The sequence below is a fragment of the Streptosporangium sp. NPDC051023 genome, assembly GCF_040689595.1.
Classification (GTDB): Bacteria; Actinomycetota; Actinomycetes; order Streptosporangiales; family Streptosporangiaceae; genus Streptosporangium.
The window spans coordinates 87831-104134 of record NZ_JBFBCE010000015.1 but is presented as its reverse complement, the minus strand read 5'-3'; the positions used below and the strand labels follow the sequence as shown (position 1 = coordinate 104134).

Annotated in this window: 18 protein-coding genes; 7 read left to right on the top strand and 11 right to left on the bottom strand. The window is 70.7% G+C overall.

What is annotated here, in order from left to right; genetic code table 11:
* Positions 1 to 239: 239 nt before the first annotated feature.
* From AB0395_RS12815 to AB0395_RS12790, 6 genes are all read right to left on the bottom strand, one after another.
* Complete coding sequence (locus AB0395_RS12815; RefSeq protein WP_366280055.1) at positions 240 to 1115, bottom strand: ABC transporter ATP-binding protein; 876 nt, start codon at positions 1113 to 1115, stop codon at positions 240 to 242.
* Between the two features lies 1 nt (position 1116).
* Entirely contained in the window at positions 1117 to 1935 is an 819-nt protein-coding gene (locus AB0395_RS12810; RefSeq protein WP_366280052.1) for a hypothetical protein, read from the bottom strand.
* 52 nt (positions 1936 to 1987) lie between these two features.
* On the bottom strand, positions 1988 to 2761 hold the full coding sequence (locus AB0395_RS12805; RefSeq protein WP_366280049.1) for a hypothetical protein: 774 nt from the start codon (positions 2759 to 2761) through the stop codon (positions 1988 to 1990).
* 14 nt (positions 2762 to 2775) lie between these two features.
* A complete protein-coding gene (locus tag AB0395_RS12800) occupies positions 2776 to 3330 on the bottom strand; it encodes a sigma-70 family RNA polymerase sigma factor (RefSeq protein WP_366280046.1) in 555 nt (184 codons plus the stop codon).
* Positions 3331 to 3454: 124 nt separating this feature from the next.
* Positions 3455 to 4681, bottom strand: coding sequence for a ribonuclease D (locus tag AB0395_RS12795; RefSeq protein WP_366280043.1), 1227 nt, complete (start codon positions 4679 to 4681; stop codon positions 3455 to 3457).
* The gene (locus AB0395_RS12790; RefSeq protein ID WP_366280041.1) at positions 4678 to 5274 is read right to left on the bottom strand and encodes a DUF3000 domain-containing protein; all 597 of its coding nucleotides are present in this window, start codon (positions 5272 to 5274) and stop codon (positions 4678 to 4680) included. The genes AB0395_RS12795 and AB0395_RS12790 overlap by 4 nt, the downstream gene beginning before the upstream one ends.
* A gap of 150 nt (positions 5275 to 5424) precedes the next feature.
* Between AB0395_RS12790 and AB0395_RS12785 the strand changes: the two genes are divergently transcribed.
* Positions 5425 to 5550, top strand: coding sequence for a hypothetical protein (locus AB0395_RS12785; protein WP_366280039.1), 126 nt, complete (start codon positions 5425 to 5427; stop codon positions 5548 to 5550).
* A gap of 420 nt (positions 5551 to 5970) precedes the next feature.
* Positions 5971 to 7008 (top strand): uroporphyrinogen decarboxylase, encoded by a 1038-nt coding sequence (gene hemE, locus AB0395_RS12780; protein WP_366280036.1) that lies wholly within the window; start codon positions 5971 to 5973, stop codon positions 7006 to 7008.
* Between the two features lie 34 nt (positions 7009 to 7042).
* Here the strand turns inward: hemE and AB0395_RS12775 are convergent, their stop codons facing one another.
* The gene (locus tag AB0395_RS12775; RefSeq protein ID WP_366280034.1) at positions 7043 to 8044 is read right to left on the bottom strand and encodes a DUF4349 domain-containing protein; all 1002 of its coding nucleotides are present in this window, start codon (positions 8042 to 8044) and stop codon (positions 7043 to 7045) included.
* A gap of 131 nt (positions 8045 to 8175) precedes the next feature.
* On the opposite strand from AB0395_RS12775, the gene hemG reads away from it, so the two are divergent.
* The 3 genes from hemG (at position 8176) to AB0395_RS12760 (ending at position 11158) form a co-directional block, all read left to right on the top strand.
* Positions 8176 to 9618: a protoporphyrinogen oxidase gene (gene hemG, locus AB0395_RS12770; RefSeq protein WP_366280032.1), complete on the top strand. Its 1443-nt coding sequence runs from the start codon at positions 8176 to 8178 to the stop codon at positions 9616 to 9618.
* Positions 9615 to 10322 (top strand): hydrogen peroxide-dependent heme synthase, encoded by a 708-nt coding sequence (gene hemQ, locus AB0395_RS12765; RefSeq protein ID WP_366280029.1) that lies wholly within the window; start codon positions 9615 to 9617, stop codon positions 10320 to 10322. The genes hemG and hemQ overlap by 4 nt, the downstream gene beginning before the upstream one ends.
* 320 nt (positions 10323 to 10642) lie before the next feature.
* The gene (locus AB0395_RS12760) at positions 10643 to 11158 is read left to right on the top strand and encodes a hypothetical protein (protein ID WP_366280027.1); all 516 of its coding nucleotides are present in this window, start codon (positions 10643 to 10645) and stop codon (positions 11156 to 11158) included.
* A gap of 308 nt (positions 11159 to 11466) precedes the next feature.
* Here AB0395_RS12760 and msrB read toward each other — a convergent pair whose 3' ends face one another.
* Positions 11467 to 11868 (bottom strand): peptide-methionine (R)-S-oxide reductase MsrB, encoded by a 402-nt coding sequence (gene msrB / locus AB0395_RS12755; protein WP_366280025.1) that lies wholly within the window; start codon positions 11866 to 11868, stop codon positions 11467 to 11469.
* Positions 11869 to 12375: 507 nt separating this feature from the next.
* Between msrB and ligD the strand changes: the two genes are divergently transcribed.
* Complete coding sequence (gene ligD, locus AB0395_RS12750) at positions 12376 to 13383, top strand: non-homologous end-joining DNA ligase (RefSeq protein ID WP_366280022.1); 1008 nt, start codon at positions 12376 to 12378, stop codon at positions 13381 to 13383.
* A 74-nt stretch (positions 13384 to 13457) separates the two neighbouring features.
* Here ligD and AB0395_RS12745 read toward each other — a convergent pair whose 3' ends face one another.
* The 3 genes from AB0395_RS12745 to AB0395_RS12735 are packed head-to-tail and all read right to left on the bottom strand — an operon-like array spanning position 13458 to position 15676.
* Entirely contained in the window at positions 13458 to 13829 is a 372-nt protein-coding gene (locus tag AB0395_RS12745; protein ID WP_366280019.1) for a hypothetical protein, read from the bottom strand.
* Between the two features lie 48 nt (positions 13830 to 13877).
* Positions 13878 to 14915 carry an ATP-dependent DNA ligase gene (locus AB0395_RS12740; RefSeq protein WP_366280017.1) on the bottom strand — a complete coding sequence of 346 codons (1038 nt, stop codon included), beginning with the start codon at positions 14913 to 14915 and terminating at the stop codon, positions 13878 to 13880.
* Between the two features lie 38 nt (positions 14916 to 14953).
* Positions 14954 to 15676, bottom strand: coding sequence for a pyrimidine reductase family protein (locus tag AB0395_RS12735; RefSeq protein WP_366280014.1), 723 nt, complete (start codon positions 15674 to 15676; stop codon positions 14954 to 14956).
* A 212-nt stretch (positions 15677 to 15888) separates the two neighbouring features.
* Here AB0395_RS12735 and AB0395_RS12730 point away from each other — a divergent pair, with 212 nt between their 5' ends.
* Positions 15889 to 16293, top strand: a complete 405-nt coding sequence (locus AB0395_RS12730) for a hypothetical protein (protein WP_366280012.1) — start codon at positions 15889 to 15891, stop codon at positions 16291 to 16293.
* Positions 16294 to 16304 lie beyond the last annotated feature (11 nt).

The window sequence follows — 16304 nt, the reverse complement described above, 5'->3', positions numbered from 1 at the left end:
GCCCATGACCGCCCGTTCTCCCGTGGTGCCGCATGGGAGAACGGGTGCGGGTTCCCGGCGGGTGCCCCCGTCCGCCGGGAACCCTTCAAGAACGGCCCCCGGTAGAAAAACGACACGTGTGACTTCCCCCGTAACCGAACGCCACGTGTCCGTTCTCTCCTTTCCCCCGTTGAGAGGACTTTCCGCCGGGGGCCCTGGAAACGCGCGCTCGAAATCGCCATTCGATATGGCGGGCTCGTTCAGGACGCGTTCCGTGCGCTTTCCATGAGTGCCAGGTAACCGTCTTCGAGGGTCGGCTCCGCCGGTACGGCACCCGCCTCAGGAGACGACGGCGCGACGACGCGGTAGCGCGTTCCCGCATTGTCGGGAACGGCCGCCACGACCCTGCCGATCGAGGGGGCGGGCCCCGCGGTGGTGACCGTCCACACCAGCCCTTCGGCGTGCGAGACCAGCTTTCCGACGGTTCCGTCGAACACCAGGCGGCCCCCGGTGAGGACCGCCAGCGAGCGGCAGGTCTGGGCCACGTCCTCGATGATGTGCGTGCTCAACAGGACCGTGCGCTCCCTGGCCAGCTCGACCAGCATGGTGCGGAACCTGATCCGCTCTTCGAGGTCGAGGCCGGTCGTCGGCTCGTCCACGATCAGCAGCTTCGGGTCGGCCAGCAACGCCTGGGCGATGCCGACCCGCCGTACCATTCCGCCGGAGAAGCCCTTCAGCCTGCGGTCGGCCACGTCGGACAGGCCGACGACCTCCAGCAGTTCACCGACCCTGCGGCGCCGGAAGGGACGGGAGTCCAGGCCCTTGAGCAGCGCGATGTAGTCCAGGAACGCGCGGGCGGTCAGATCGGGGTAGACGCCGAGGTCCTGCGGCAGGTATCCGAGCTCCCGCTGTACGGCCAGCCGCCCGCCGGGCTCGGTGACGTCGTGTCCGCCAACCCTGACGGTTCCCGAGGTGGGCTTGAGCAGCCCGGCCAGGATGCGCATGAGCGTGGTCTTGCCCGCGCCGTTCGAGCCGAGCAGGCCGTACATGCCGGTGGGCACCTCCAGGTCGAGCCCGTCGAGGGCGCGGACCCCGCCCCGGTAGGTCTTGGTCAGCCGGGAGATCTCGATGCGCATGTCAGTGCTCCGTGCGGGCGGTGTGGAGACGGATGAGCAGGAGGACGGCCGCGGTGAGCGCGACCATCACGCCCATCCACAGGAAGGCGACGGCCGGGGTTCCCACGGGACGCAGCGCGTCGAACGCCGCGCCGGACGTCGGGCGGTAGGGCTCGTAGTCCGATGGCGCCTGGACGCCCGGGGGAAACCTGACGCCGAAGAGCGCGAACCTCGCGTAGCGGGCGCCCGGTGAGAGGATCGAGTAGGCCACGGTGGGCATCATGTCCGGGGAGATGAGGCTGCTCCAGCACCAGTAACCGACGAACAGCACCCGGAACGGCTGTACCGGCATCAGCAGCGGACCGGCCAGGGCGAGCGCCCCGGTGAACAGCAGGCCCGGCAGGCTCGTCGCCGCGAAGACCGCCATGGACAGGGGCAGCGCCCCAGGCCTGCCCCCGATGATCGCGTAGACGAGGACCCGGCCGAAGTACATGAGCGCGATCGGTGTGGCCGTGGCAGCGCAGGCGCCCAGGTACTTGCCGAGGAGCCGTCCCGTGCGCCCGGCGGGGGTGGTGTTCAGGACCTCGGTGACGCCGAGCCGCCGGTCTCTGACGAGCCGGTCGGCCAGCAGGCATCCGTAGACCATCGGCATCATGGCGTTGATGATGTCGCCCATGGCCAGCAGGGCCGCCGTGGTGTCGTGCGGGAAGGACCCGACGTCGGGGAGCAGATATCCGAGCTGAGGGTTGACGACGAGCAGGGTGAACGCCAGGCCGTAGACGATCCACAGGACGGGGCGGCGGATCTGCATGCCGAACTCGTGGCGCAGGGTCGCGATCACTCGTTCTCACCTCCGAGAACGCGCGTCTCGTGTGCCCGGAGGCCGAGGTGCTTCACGATCGGTGAGTTTCGGGGAGACGCCGGATCGGTTCACGCCACCCCGCCATGACCACGGCGGCCAGTGCCATGACCAAGGCCAGAGCGATCGTCCCGGGGCTGGTGGTCCACAGCGCGCCGAGCCAGGAGAGCCCGGGCCAGTCGATGAGGCTCAGCATGTACAGTCCCCACACCGCCAGGGCGACGCCCGCCGCGCCCTCGGCGTTCCAGCACACCGACAGCAGCAGGCTGAGCGCCGCGATCACCGCCGTCGGCCCGAGCCACGCCGTGACCAGCGAAACCAGCTGCGCCGCGGCCGAGTCGGCGACCGAGCCGAGCATCGGCAGGGACAGCAGCGCCGAGGCGGCCAGCCCCAGCGCCAGGTCGTAGCCGAACACCAGCGTCATCCTGGCCAGCAGGATCACCCGTGGCGATGTCGGCGTGACGGCCACGAGCTCGAAGACCCTGCCGTCGCGCGGGCCGCACGCCGCCGCGATGCCCATCCCCGCGACCAGCGGCGCGACCAGGGCGAGCACGGACACCGCCGTGGACGGCTCGGCCAGGACGAACCCCACCCCGGTCGCCATGACCAGCGCGGAGACCAGCCAGATCGGCAGGGGCTGGACGCGGGCCTCCATCACCAGCAGCTCCCATACCCTGACGACCCTCGGCACGGCGGGCGGCCGGCCGCCCTCGAGCGCCGATCTCCACAGCGCGCTCCGCACGATCTCCGGTCCCGGCGGCGCCGGAACGCCGTCGCCGATCCCCCTCAGCTCGGGCCACTCGTCCACGTGATCGTTCCCTTTCAACGGAGCACCCCCCTGAGGGTCGCGCGGGCATGATGCAGGCGGCTCTTGACCGTGCCGACCGGGATGCCCAGGATCTCGGCGATCTCCTGGTGACCCAGGTCGTTGAGGAAGGCGAGCACGACCACCTCGCGCTGCGCCAGCGGCAGCCGCGCGAGCGCCTCCTGCACCCGCTCCGCTCCCACCGCCAGTTCCTCAGGGCCGGGCACGTTGTCGGCCCGCTCGTACGGCTCGGCCGCGAGCGGGGGAGGGATCCCGCGCAGCCGGTTGTGCGCCTGCCTGCGTGCCACCCCGAACAGCCAGGTGCTCACACTGGAACGGCCCTGGTAGGTCGCGGCGGAACGCCACACGGCCAGCAGCGTGTCCTGGAGGATCTCCTCCGCGGTGCCCCGGTCTCCGGCGAGCCGGTACAGGAAGCCGAACAGCGCCCCCGAGTGCCGCCCGTACAGCTCGCCGAGCGCGCTCGCGTCCCCGCCCGCGACCCTGGCCAGCACCCGCGCGTCCGGATGCCGCCCGTGCGCCGTCTCCTCGGAGTCCACGGATCTGTTGTCCATCGACAGGTCTGTAGCGGCTTACCGGCTCGGGGGTTCAGGTGTTTCCGCGGGAAGTTAAAAATCTACTTTGTAAAGGAAGATTCGAGTGGCCGGACCCGCCGCACACACGGTGCGGCGGCGGCCGTCAGATCTCGCCCTTGGTCTCCAGGCGCACGAGCGCCTTGGCCATCGGGTGGGCGGTCAGCCCGATCTGCCACTCCCGCGCGCCCAGCTCACGCAGCCGGGCCGCGACGGTCTCGTCGTCGATGACCGGCGGGGGTTCCCAGGTCAGGCGGCGCACCGCGTCCGGCTGGACGAGGTTCTCCGTCGGCATGTGGTGCTCGTCGGCCAGTGCGGCCACCACGGCCCTGGCGGCGGCCAGGCGCCGTGCGGCGACCGGGTCGCGGTCCATCCACCGGTTGGCGGGCGGCGGCCCGTCGCCCGGTGTGCTGGGCTGGGGGAGCTGTGACTCGGGCAGCGCGCGGGCCCTGCCGATCGCGGCCAGCCAGTCGCGCAGGTGCCTGCGGGCGCTGCGCCCGGTGAACGGGGGGATCTCGGTGAGCGACTTGGTGGTGCGGGGCAGCTCGAGGGCGGCGGTGACGATCGCCGCGTCCGGCAGGACCCGGCCAGGCGCCAGGTCGGACTCCCTGGCCAGCTCGTCCCGCAGCGTCCACAGCTCCCTGACCACGGCGAGCCCGCGCAGCGAGCGGACCTTGTGGATGCCCGAGGTGCGCCGCCACGGATCCGAGCGGGGCGCGGGGGACTTGTGCGCCAGCACCGAGGCGAACTCCTCCTGCGCCCACGACAGCTTCCCGGTGGAGTCGAGCTCCTGGTAGAGGATGTCGCGCAGCTCGATCAGGACCTCGACGTCGAGCGCCGCGTAGCGCAGCCAGTCTTCCGGCAGCGGCCGGGTCGACCAGTCGGCGGCCGAGTGCCCCTTCTCCAGCCTCAGCCCGAGGACGTTCTCCACCATCATCCCGAGCCCGACCCGCTCGTAACCGAGCAGCCGACCGGCCAGCTCGGTGTCGAACAGCTCGCGGGGGCGGAAGTTCAGCTCGGCCAGGCACGGGAGGTCCTGGGAGGCGGCGTGCAGCACCACCTCGGCGTCCGCCAGCGCCGCGTCGAGCTCGGACAGGTCGGGGCAGTGGGTCGGGTCGATCAGCGCGCTGCCCGCACCGGCGCGGCGCAGCTGCACCAGATAGGCGCGACCGCTGTAGCGGTATCCCGAGGCACGCTCGGCGTCGACGGCGACCGGGCCCGTGCCCTCGGCGAAGGCGCGCACGGCGCGTGCGAGGTCGGCGTGGTCCTCGATGACGGGTGGGATTCCCTCTCGCGGCTCCAGCAGCGGAACGATGGTTGTCTCGTCGGTCACGTTCGGAAGGGCTCCGGATCTTCGCGACGGCGTGGCGGCAGGCTCGCCACGTCGGGTGGCAGGGGTGGTATGCCGGCCGCCAGGCACATCAGATCGCACCAGGCGGCGACGTGGCCGGAGAGATCCTCCTCCAGCGGGGACCAGGAGGCGCGCAGCTCCAGTTCCGTGGTCACGGGGTCTTCGGCCTTGTTGCCGAAGCCCTCTGACACCGCTCTGGTGACGGTGCCTCCGGCGGCGGCGTAGGAGGCGCCGTGCGCGTCGAGCGACTCGGTGAGCCAGCTCCACGCGACGGGGCCGAGCAGCGGGTCCTCGGTGATCTCCGGTTCCATGTCCGCCCTGACATAGGCGACCAGTCGGAACTGGCCGTCCCAGCCGCGCTGGCCGTCCGGGTCGAACAGCATGATGAGGCGGCCGACCGCGAGCTCGTCGTCGTCGCGGTAGACCGACGCGCCGATGGCGGCCGAGTAGGGGGCGAGGCGCTGTGGCGCCGGGATGTCCTCCAGCTCGATCTCCGGTCTGACCTCGGCGGGACGCATGCTCGCCGCCGCGCGCGTGAAAGCGGCGGGGGCGAGCGGCGTGTCACCGGCGGTCATATCGGAAGCGTAGGTCGGAACTGAACGCATGGGGACCACTGGGGTGTGTGTAGGAGCCATCGGGACCGATCAAGCCACTGCCGCCGACAGGCGGGGAGCGAGTGCGTCCCCGTCGTCGGAGATGTCGCCGGAGATGCGGAGGAACAGCGCGTGACCGCAGTCGACACAGGCCCATTCGGGGCACTGACCCGGTTCGTGACCGTCGAGGCAGGGGGGTTGCTCGAACACCCGCTCGTCGGCACAGGAAGCACAGTGCTCACCGCGGCGCTCGGGTGAACTCCACATCGTGGACATCGCACAGGCCTTTCGTCGGGTCGTGGTCCGACGTTGGCACGTCGCGCCGACATTTCCGCGCAACGTGCTCGGCGTGTCCCGAAAGTGGTGCCGGAATCGATGCCGCGCGGTGACTTGACGAACATTTGGACCAGCCGGGGGCCGGACCAGGTTCGTCGATGGGAGGAACTGTACCCGGAAACATGATCGCTTCGCGCGGTCCGGCGTCGTCGGAGGCCTTCCGCCATCGGGTTTCGTCGGACGAAGCACTCGAAACGGGTGGAACCCTATCGTCATCATGACTTGAAGCTGTCTAGGTGTTGTTAAGGGTGATCTCATTTAATAACCGGTGATTTCATACCCAGAACGACACTCAGCAGCCTTGAAGAGCGGACCGCGCTCCCGGCATGGCACCCTGGTGGAGTGACTCCCGAGCTTGCCGACTCTTCGTTCCTGCGCGCGTGCCGCCGCCAGCCCGTTTCCCACACGCCCGTGTGGTTCATGCGTCAGGCGGGCCGCTCGCTGCCCGAATACCGGGCGGTGCGCGGCGGGGTGCCCATGCTCACCGCGTGCGCGACCCCGGACCTGATCGTGGAGATCACCCTGCAGCCCGTACGGCGCTACGGCGTCGACGCGGCCATCTTCTTCAGCGACATCGTGGTGCCGCTCAAGGCGATCGGGATCGACCTCGACATCAAGCCCGGCGTCGGGCCGGTCGTCGCGGAGCCGATCAGGGACGCCGCCGCGGTCGGGACGCTGCGCCCGATCGAGCCCGACGACGTCTCCTACGTCACGGAGGCCGTCCGCGCCCTGACCGGCGAGCTGGGCGCGACCCCCCTCATCGGGTTCGCGGGGGCGCCCTTCACCCTGGCCTCCTACCTCATCGAGGGCGGCCCCTCGAAGAACCACGACCACACCAAGGCCATGATGTACGGCAGGCCGGACCTGTGGCACACCCTGATGGACCGGCTGACCGAGATCACCCTCGGCTTCCTGCGTGTCCAGATCGCCGCGGGGGCCTCGGCCGTACAGCTCTTCGACTCGTGGGTCGGCGCCGTCGCCCCCGACGACTACCGCGAGTTCGTCCTGCCCTACACCAGCCGCATCTTCGCGGGCCTCGCCGAGCTGGACACCCCGCGCATCCACTTCGGCGTCGGCACCGGTGAGCTGCTCGGCCTGCTCGGCGAGGCCGGGGCCGACGTGGTCGGCGTCGACTGGCGGGTCCCGCTCGACGAGGCCGCGAGAAGGGTCGGGCCGGGCAGGGCGCTGCAGGGCAACCTCGACCCCGCGCTCCTGCTCGCCCCGTGGGAGGTCGTCGAGCGCAGGGCGGCCGACATCCTGGCCCGTGGCGCCAAGGCGGAGGGGCACGTCTTCAACCTCGGCCACGGCGTGCTGCCCGCGACCGACCCCGACCAGCTCGCCCGCCTCACGGACTTCGTCCACGAGGCCTCCGTGCGCTGAGGCCCGCCGGGGCCGTTCCCGGTCCGGCTCGAAACTATTCCGGCGGGGCCGGTCCGTCGCCGTGCCCGGATTCGACGGCCCCGGCCGTCTCCTCGTCGGACCCGGCCGCCACGGGCGGCGGCGCCGTTCCGGTGGCGCCCCTCCCGGTGAGGCGTCGCACGACGGCGACGACCAGCCAGACCAGCGCGATGACGACCAGCCAGGGCAGCAGCGCGCCCAGGACCGTCAGGCCGATCCTGACGGCTGTGACGAAGGAGCTCCAGCCCGACCGCAGGCCGCCAAGGAACCCCGAGGGCTCGTCCGAGGGCTCCTCGACGACGACCTCGGGGCCGACCAGGTTCAGCGTCAGCGTCGCCATGCTCGTCTGCGAGGCGAGCGTCTTCTGCCGGGCCTGGAGCGATTCGAGATCGGCCTCGCGCGCCGAGACCTCCCGCTCGACCTCCAGCACCTCACCGATCGTCTTGGCCTTCTTCAGCAGCGTGCGCAGCGAGTCGAGCGCGGCCTGCGACGACTTGAGGCGGCTCTCCACGTCGGCGACCTGCTCGGTGACGTCCTCGGTGTTCTGCTGCAGCGACTCGCGCTTACCGAGCTCCTTGCCGAGGCGGTCGAGCACCCCCGGGTAGGCCGTTGGCGGGATCTTGAAAACCAGGTTGACGGAGGCGCGGTCGCTCGAGCCGGTGTCCGACTTCTCGGTGGCCAGGTAGCCGCCCGCGCCGGTGACGATCCGCCGGGCACTGTCGGCCGCCGAGATGACGTCCTTGGCGCGGACCGCCATCTCGGCCGTGTAGATGATCGACCGGTCCTGCGCGACCAGCTTCACCTGATCGGCCCGCGAGCTGTTCTCCGGCTCCCCCGCGGTCTTCGGCTCGGGAGCCTTCGCCGACTCGGCGTCGGCGGACTGCGGCAGGGCCTGCTCCGCGCTGGTTCCTGCGGAGCCGCCGCCAGAGTCGAGGGTTGTCTGGTCACCCGTCCCCGCGCAGGACGAGACGAACAACACGATGCCCGCCACGCACAGGCCGTACCTGAGTTTTCTCATGACCGTGAAGACGGTCGCGGCGGCGGTGGGGTTTTGCGGCGGGGGTCACGATGGAATCACGTTCCGCGCACCGCCCGCTCCGGGGTGGCGGGACACATGGGCGAGCATGGGGGGCGGTACGGTCAGGAGTCATGGAAGGCAACCGGTGCCATGTGGTGGTCGTCGGCGGGGGGATCGCGGGCCTGGCGGCCGCGTGGTACCTCGGGCAGGGCGGCGAAAATGTCCGGGTGACCGTGCTCGACGGCGCCCGGCGGATCGGCGGCAAGCTCCACGCCTCCGAGGTCGCGGGAATCCCGGTGGACGCCGGGGCCGAGGCCATGCTCGCCCGGCGCCCCGAGGGCAGGGAACTGGCCAGGATGGTCGGCCTCGGCGACGAACTGCGCCACCCCGGCACGACCCAGGCGGGCATCCTGAGCAGGGGGACGCTGCGCGCCCTGCCCAAGGGGCAGGTCATGGGCGTCCCCTCGGACCTGGCCGCGCTGGCCAGGTCGGGCATCCTCAGCCCCGGCGGCCTCGCGCGCGTCCCGCTGGACCAGATCCTGCCCGCGACGCTCATCACCACCGACGTGTCCGTGGCCGCCTACATCCGGGCCAGGATGGGCGACGAGGTGGTCGAGCGCCTGATCGAGCCGATGCTCGGCGGCGTCTATGCGGGCCGGGCCGACCGGCTGTCGCTGGACGCGACGATGCCGAAGATCGCCGCCGCCGCCCGCTCTGAGCGGTCGCTGCTCACCGCCGCGCGGGAGATCGCCGCCGAGCCGCAGAAGGAAGCGGGACCCGTCTTCACCACGCTGCGCCAGGGCATGGGCTCGCTGCCCGCGGCCGTGGCCGCCGCCTCGGGCGCGGAGATCAGGACCGGTGTCACGGTCAGGGAGCTGAGCCGTACCGAGACCGGATGGCGCCTTGTGACGGGGCCGGTGCCCGACCCCGAGGTCATCGAGGCCGACGCGGTCATCCTCGCCGTGCCCGCCCCCGCCGCGAGCCGCCTGCTCGCGGGCGAGGTGCCGAAGGCCGCCGCCGAGCTGTCCAGGATCGAGTACGCCAGCATGGCCATCGTCACGCTCGCCTACCCCAGGGACGCCTTCCCCGAGCCGCCGACCGGCAGCGGCTACCTGGTCCCGCCCGTCGAGGGGCGCCCGGTCAAGGCCGCGACGTTCAGCTCGGTCAAGTGGCCGCACCTGGCCGAGGCGGACCCGGACCTGATCGTGCTGCGCTGCTCCATCGGCCGCCTCGGCGAGGAGATGCTGCTCCAGCGCGACGACGCGGAGCTGGCCGCGCTGGCGATGGCCGAGACGGCCGAGGTCACGGGCGTGCAGGGGCTGCCCCGCGACTCCCGGGTGACCCGCTGGGGCGGCTCCCTGCCGCAGTATGACGTCGGTCACCTCGACCGGGTGGCCCGCATCCGCGCGGCCGTCGCCCCGCAGCCGGGCCTGGCCGTGTGCGGCGCCGCCTACGACGGTCTCGGCATCCCCGCCTGCGTCTCCACCGCCCGCACCGCGGCGGCCCGGATTCTGGACCACCTGGATCCGACGGGAGAATGGCAGAGAAAAGCTGATTCGCTGACAAAGGGGTGAGGACGACGGACGGGAACCCGCGGCCGAAGGCACGCGACCTGAACCAGGTGATCCGCTACACGATGTGGTCGGTCTTCAGGCTGCGTGAGCGCTGCCCGGCCAACCGCGAGGGCATGGCCGACGAGGTTGAGGATCTCCTGGCCCAGGCGGCGGAGAAGGACGTGGTCACCCGGGGCCTCTACGACGTGGCCGGGTTCCGCGCTGATGCCGACTTCATGTTCTGGTGGCACGCGCCGACCGCGGAGGACCTGCAGGAGACCTACTCCAGGTTCCGCCGCACCGAGCTCGGGCGGCTGGCCGAGCCGGTCTGGTCGGTCATGGCGCTGCACCGCCCCGCCGAGTTCAACAAGTCGCACATCCCGGCCTTCCTCGCAGAGGAGGAGCCGCGCGGATACGTCAGTGTCTACCCGTTCGTCCGCTCCCTGGAGTGGTACCTCCTGGACGACGCGGACCGCCGCAGGATGCTGGCCGAGCACGGCAAGATGGCCCGCGACTACCCCGACGTCAGGGCCAACACGGTCGCCTGCTTCGCCCTGAACGACTACGAGTGGATGCTCGCCTTCGAGGCCGACGAGCTGCACCGCATCGTCGATCTCATGCGGACCCTGCGGGGCGCGGAGGCCAGACGGCACACCCGGGAGGAGATCCCCTTCTACACGGGCGTCCGCAAGCCGGTCGGCGAGCTGATCGCCTCGCTGCCGTAGTCCCCGGCCCGCGAAGGCCGGGCCCCTGACGGTCCCGCGCGGGCGGACGCGTCCCTCGAGGTCGCGCCCTCGCGGTCCCGCTGCTTCTGACGGTCCCGGGCGGGCGGGCGCGTCGGGCGCCCCGCTCCGGCGGGGCGCGACGCGGAAACCGGCCGGGGAACGTTCGCGCCCGGGTCAAGCGTGGGTAATACTCGGGGAAACAACCTGTCGATGTGAGGCCATGGGTGAAAACGGGCGAGGGTCTGGCACGGTCCAGCGGGCGTGAGGGGATTCGCCGCAGGAGGAGGACCCGATCCCGTCTTCTTGAGATCCTGGTCGGGGTGGGCGCGCTGGCGGTCGCGCTGCTGGTGCTCGGCGGCTCACTGTTGCGGACGGGATCGCCGACCCAGCAGCAGGAGGTGACGCGGGCGATCGTGCCCCTTCCCGTGGAGACCCCCTCGGGAGGGGGAGGCGCGGCCGTCCCCCTCGCCGCGCCCGCGGAGCCGGGCGAGAAGAAACGGGGAGACGAGGCCAAGGCCGCGGGGCTGTCCAAGGACACCGACAGGAAGGCGCTGGCCTACTTCGTCGGGCACAAGGCGACCAAGCGCCTCAAGGACATCCGCAGAGTCGGTGGTTATCTGCGGATATATACGGATCTTCCGGAGTCCGCGACCAACTCCAAACAGGCTCTCAAGCTGTGCGAGACGGGCCGCGACTATCTCGTCGGAGAGCTCGGCGAGCCCCGTCCCGTGGTCTTCGTCCAGGCGAAGTTCGGCGAGAACGGCAACCCCGTGCTCGCGAACATCCTCGGTCCCGACGACTCCGACTGCCGCCTCACCTACCCCGAACCGAAGTGACCTCCCCGGTAGGGGCCCGGCTCGTCAGGTCACTCGTACCCTTGTCTTGCCGCAGACCCTGCAGCGCTGGGTGATCACCCGGCCGACGGCCTCGATGATCTCCCACCTGTGCCGGAAGTGCACGGCCGCTCCCTGAGCGAGAACACGTTGCGGAGATGACCACGTACTTTGCGTGATGGTGCTTTACCCCGCGACCGGGCGTCCTCACTCTCTCCCCGAGGGGAGATTGTGGTACGGAGTGTCCGGCCCGTGCCCCGCGGACGCCGAAGACCGAGGGGTGTCCGGCGAGGGCGCGGGGCTGCTCGGGTCTATTCGGACGGCTCCAGCCGCAGGGACACGGAGTTGATGCAGTAACGGTCGTCGGTCGGGGTGGCGTAGCCCTCACCGTGGAAGACGTGACCGAGGTGGGAGTCGCAGGTGGCGCACCGGACCTCGACCCGGGCCATGCCCAGCGAGCGATCCTCGATCAGGGTCACCGCCTCGCTTTTCGACGGCTCGTAGAAGCTCGGCCAGCCGCAGTGGCTGTCGAACTTGGTTTCCGAGCGGAACAGCTCGGTTCCGCAGGCCCGGCAGCTGTAGACGCCCACGGTCTTGGTATCGACGTACTCACCGGTAAAGGGACGCTCGGTGCCCGCCCGGCGGAGCACGTGGAACTCCTCGGGAGAGAGCTGGACACGCCATTCGGCGTCACTCTTGACCACCTTTTCCATATCTCAAGCCTATGCGCTCGAGGCGGTGTTTCCAGGTGTTCCCGGGGGTCCCGGGGTGTTCCGGGGGTGTTGTGGGCGCTCCCGGGAGACTCCGGGCGTCCTCATGTGTCCCTGGGCGTCCCCATGTGTCGACGTGCTCCCCCCACGTTCCCCCCACGTTCCCTGTGTGTTCCCTGCGCGTTCCCGGGAGGGTGTGAGGACGGGCGCGGGCAAAAATCTTGGGGGCGAAGCATCCATTGATGCCCGATTTGGCGTCTTTAAGGATGTGGGGGGTATTTCACCTTCCTGTTGATGGGTGAGGTCATCTGTCAGGCCGTCCAGGATCAATTGGACGACTGAAAATGCCGCCGGCCGGGTGGCGCGCCAGCGCCCGGAACCGGAGAGCTAGACGGATGATCATGCGGTCCGTCCCGTTGAGTGCCCGGTCCCGCCGCCGTGGCGGCTCCGGGGCGGACCCACCCACACGGTTCCGGGACGGAACAGGCTCCAGGGAGTACGGTCGGACGTATGCCGTCGCCGTACATAGAACTCCCCGTCGGGGACAGGGTGGTCAAGGTCACCAATCCTGACAAGATCTACTTCCCCGGAATCGGAGTGACCAAGCGTGAGCTGGTCGAGTACTACGTGAGCGTGGGAGAGGGCGCCCTGCGTGCCCTGTACGACCGTCCCGCCTACCTCAGGCGCTATCCCGACGGAATCGAGGGGGAGGAGATCTACCAGAAGCGGATGCCCGCCAAGCGGCCTGAGTGGCTGCGGACGGCCGTGATCCGCTTTCCCAGCGGTCGTACCGCGGAGGCGCTGTGCGTGACCGAGGTCGCCGCCATCGCCTACTGCGCGAACCTGGGAACCATCGACTTCCACCCCTGGCCCACCCGCTCCTCCGACACCGACCACCCCGACGAGCTGCGCGTCGACATCGACCCGCAACCGGGAACCTCCTTCAAGGAGGCGCGCCAGGTGGCCTTCACCGTCCGAGAGATCCTCCAGGAGCTCGGCATGACGGGCTTCCCCAAGACCTCGGGAGGGCGTGGCATCCACGTCGCCGTGCGCATCGAGCCGCGCTGGGACTTCATCCAGGTGCGTCACGCCGGGATCGCCTTCGCCCGTGAGGTCGAGCGCCGCCTGCCCCACCTGGCCACGACCGCGTGGTGGAAGGAGGAGCGGGGAGAGCGGATCTTCCTCGACTACAACCAGAACGCCCGCGACCGGACCCTGGCCGCCGCCTACTCGGTGCGGGCCAGGGAGGGAGCCCCCGTCTCGGCCCCGCTCACCTGGGACGAGCTGGCCGACGCCGAGCCGCGTGACTTCGACATCCGTACGGTCCCCGCCCGCTTCGCCAAGCTTGGCGATGTGCACGCCGCGATCGACGAGCAGGCCTTCTCGATCGAGCCCCTGCTGGAGTGGTTCGAGCGCGACGGCGCCGAGGACATGCCCTATCCGCCCAACTACCCGAAGATGCCCGGCGAGCCGAAGCGGGTCCAGCCCAGCAAGGCGCGCGAGGAGACGGGGGCGTAAGCGGTCACGTCCCGATCGCGGGGCACCCGACGGGCCCGTGCCCTCCGGCGTGACCCCCGGCTGTGCTCCGGGGGTCAGCCCGAGCGGTGCCGTCTGCCGAGGGTGAAGGAGAGATTCACCCCGATGATCCCGACCCACATGAGCACGAGCACGAACCCCAGGGAGCCCTCGAGCCCGGCGAAGGCCAGCCCGACCGTGCCCGGCACGCCGAGCGAGATGGAGATGATCGCCAGGGCCAGCCGCTGGCCCGCGTCCACGGACGGCTTGATCGCCGGGCTCACCTGCCTGGCGCGGGCGGCGACCCGGTCGTCCACCCGCTTGTCGATCTCCTGGTCCATCTTCTCCAGGAAACCCTCGACGAGGGAGTCTTCGTATTCGGGGCCGAGCTCGCGACGGGCTTCGAGGGAGGCCCTCAGCTCGTCGCCGGAGGAGGATGAACGTGCCATGGTCGAGATATATCGACTCCAGGCCCCCGTGTCTACGCGAACATCATCTCAGCGGGCCAGGATGTCGTCCAGGTCGTAGGAGACGGGCCGTTCGAGTTGCTCGAAGGTGCACGATTCGGGGGTGCGATCGGGGCGCCAGCGGCGGAACTGGGCGGTGTGCCGGAAGCGCGTGCCCTCCATGTGGTCGTAGGCGACCTCGACGACGAGCTCGGGCCGCAGCGGCACGAAGGACAGGTCCTTGGTCGCGCTCCACTTGGAGATCGCGCCGGGCAGGGAGTCGGCGCTCCAGGGATGGCCGTCCTGGCTCACGTACGGGGCCAGTTCCCCGATGAGCTCCGCCCTGCGCTTCATCGGGAACGACGCCGCGACGCCGACGTGACGGAGCTCCCCCTGCGCGTCGTAGAGCCCCAGGAGCAGGGAGCCGACCACCGGACCGGACTTGTGCTCCCGGTACCCCGCGACCACCGCGTCGGCGGTCCGCTCGTGCTTGACCTTGAACATCACCCTTTTGTCCGGCTGGTACGGCGAGTCGCCCGGCTTGGCCACGATGCCGTCGAGTCCCGCGCCCTCGAACGTCTCGAACCACTCGGCGGCCCGCTCCTGCGAGGCGGTGACCGGAGTCAGCCGCACCCCGTGGCCCGCGCCGCCGAAGATCGACTCCAGTCTCGTCCTGCGCTCGGCGAAGGGGACGTCGAGCAGGGACTCCTCGCCCAGGGCCAGCAGGTCGAAGGCGACGAACGACGCCGGTGTCTGCTCGGCCAGCAGCTTCACCCGCGAGGCCGCGGGATGGATGCGCTGCTGCAGGGCCTCGAAGTCGAGCGCCTGGCCGCCGCGGATGACGATCTCCCCGTCGACGATCACCCGCTCCGGCAGCTCGGCCCGCACGGCCTCGACCACCTCGGGGAAGTAACGCGTGAACGGCCGCTCGTTGCGGCTGCCGAGGTACACCCCGTCGCCGTCACGGAAGACGATGCATCGGTAGCCGTCCCACTTCGGCTCGTACAGCATGGTGCCGTTCTGCGGCGGCAGGCTCTTGACGGCCTTGGCCAGCATCGGCGCGATCGGTGGCTGCAGCGGCAGGTCCATCCCGCTCCTCGTCCGTTCTTCGGGGTCGCGTGACATGTCTACCGGAGAGGGCGGACATATTTGGTGAACAGGAAGCCATCCTCTTCCAAGACGTGGGCCAGGCGCAGCCGGGTGAGCGAGCCGGGGCCGTCGAGGACCCGGGCGGCGTCGCCGCCGATCAGCATCGGGCTCACCGTGAGGCAGAGCTCGTCAACCAGGTCCGCGGCGGCGAGCTGGGCGTTGATCTTCGGGCCGCCCTCGCACAGCACCCGTTCGAGGCCGCGCGCGGCCAGCTCCCCGAGCGCCGCGGCCAGGTCGACCCGGTCACCACCCGCCACGATCACCTCGGCGTGCCTCGCGGCCTCCTCGCGCCGGTCGCGGGGCGCCGCCTCACAGGTGATGACGATCGTCCTGGCGTCCGGCTCCGCCTCGGCGAACAGTGGGCTCGCGAGGTTCAGGTCGAGCCGCCGGGTGAGCACGGCGATCGGCGGCGCGGCGGAGCGTCCCCGTCTCAGCTCGCGCCACGACTCCCTCGGTCTGGCGGGACCGTACCCCTCGGCCCTGACCGTCGCGGCCCCCGCGAGGACGACGTCGGCCTGGCCGCGCAGCACCCCGAAGACCCGGCGGTCACCGCTGCCGGACAGCCCGCCGGACAACCCCTCAAGCCAGGTCCCGCCGTCGGCGCTGGCCACCATGTTGAGGCGGACGCACCGCCCCTCCGGATAGGCGTAGGCCCGTGCGAGGTCGACGTCGTCCGAGGTCGTCGGATGGATGAGGCGCATTCCCCTACCTTGGCACAGGGTCGGCGAGGGGACGCGCGGCGGTGTTCCCCGGCTCGGCCGCGGCGCGGGCCGCGCGGCGGCTCCTTCGGACCGGCTCCCGTCCGGCAGGGAGGGGTGGAACGGTCCCGGAGCGGAAGATAACGGATTCGACGCTTCCGGTGACTTTGGGCGACCGCCGTTACATGATGCGTCAAAGGAGACCGGGAGGCTGTGTGGGGCTGGTCGCGATCGTGACATGGTTGATCACCGCGATGCTCGGGGTCTACCTGCTGTACCTCTGGCTCTCCGGTGGAGGTCCGCGCCGGCAGGCGGCGAAGGTTACCCGTTTCCCCGTGGTGCTGGTCTTCGCGCACCCGGCCCTGGCGCTCTGCGCCCTGGGCTGCTGGATCGCCTACATGCTCACCTCGGGGCGGGCCTTCGCCTGGCTGGCGTTCGGGGTGCTCGCGGTGTCCGCGCTGCTGGGCTTCACCATGTTCACCCGCTGGCTCGGCGCCGGCCGCCACGCGCGCGGCGCCGAGCGGCGTTTCCCCCTCGTGGCCGTCCTGCTGCACGGCCTCGCCGGGCTGGTCACCTTCGTCCTGGTGCTGCTCACCGCCGCCATCGCCACCGGCCTTTAGGGGCGCCGCCC

Excerpts from the sequence above, each read along its gene's own strand:
- AB0395_RS12745 (WP_366280019.1), bottom strand. The coding sequence starts at position 13,829 with ATGGCACGTTCATCCTCCTCCGGCGACGAGCTGAGGGCCTCCCTCGAA.
- AB0395_RS12775 (WP_366280034.1), bottom strand. The coding sequence starts at position 8,044 with ATGAGAAAACTCAGGTACGGCCTGTGCGTGGCGGGCATCGTGTTGTTC.
- hemG (WP_366280032.1), top strand. The coding sequence starts at position 8,176 with ATGGAAGGCAACCGGTGCCATGTGGTGGTCGTCGGCGGGGGGATCGCG.
- AB0395_RS12815 (WP_366280055.1), bottom strand. The coding sequence starts at position 1,115 with ATGCGCATCGAGATCTCCCGGCTGACCAAGACCTACCGGGGCGGGGTC.
- AB0395_RS12800 (WP_366280046.1), bottom strand. The coding sequence starts at position 3,330 with ATGGACAACAGATCCGTGGACTCCGAGGAGACGGCGCACGGGCGGCAT.
- ligD (WP_366280022.1), top strand. The coding sequence starts at position 12,376 with ATGCCGTCGCCGTACATAGAACTCCCCGTCGGGGACAGGGTGGTCAAG.
- AB0395_RS12735 (WP_366280014.1), bottom strand. The coding sequence starts at position 15,676 with ATGCGCCTCATCCATCCGACGACCTCGGACGACGTCGACCTCGCACGG.
- msrB (WP_366280025.1), bottom strand. The coding sequence starts at position 11,868 with ATGGAAAAGGTGGTCAAGAGTGACGCCGAATGGCGTGTCCAGCTCTCT.
- AB0395_RS12790 (WP_366280041.1), bottom strand. The coding sequence starts at position 5,274 with ATGACCGCCGGTGACACGCCGCTCGCCCCCGCCGCTTTCACGCGCGCG.
- AB0395_RS12740 (WP_366280017.1), bottom strand. The coding sequence starts at position 14,915 with ATGGACCTGCCGCTGCAGCCACCGATCGCGCCGATGCTGGCCAAGGCC.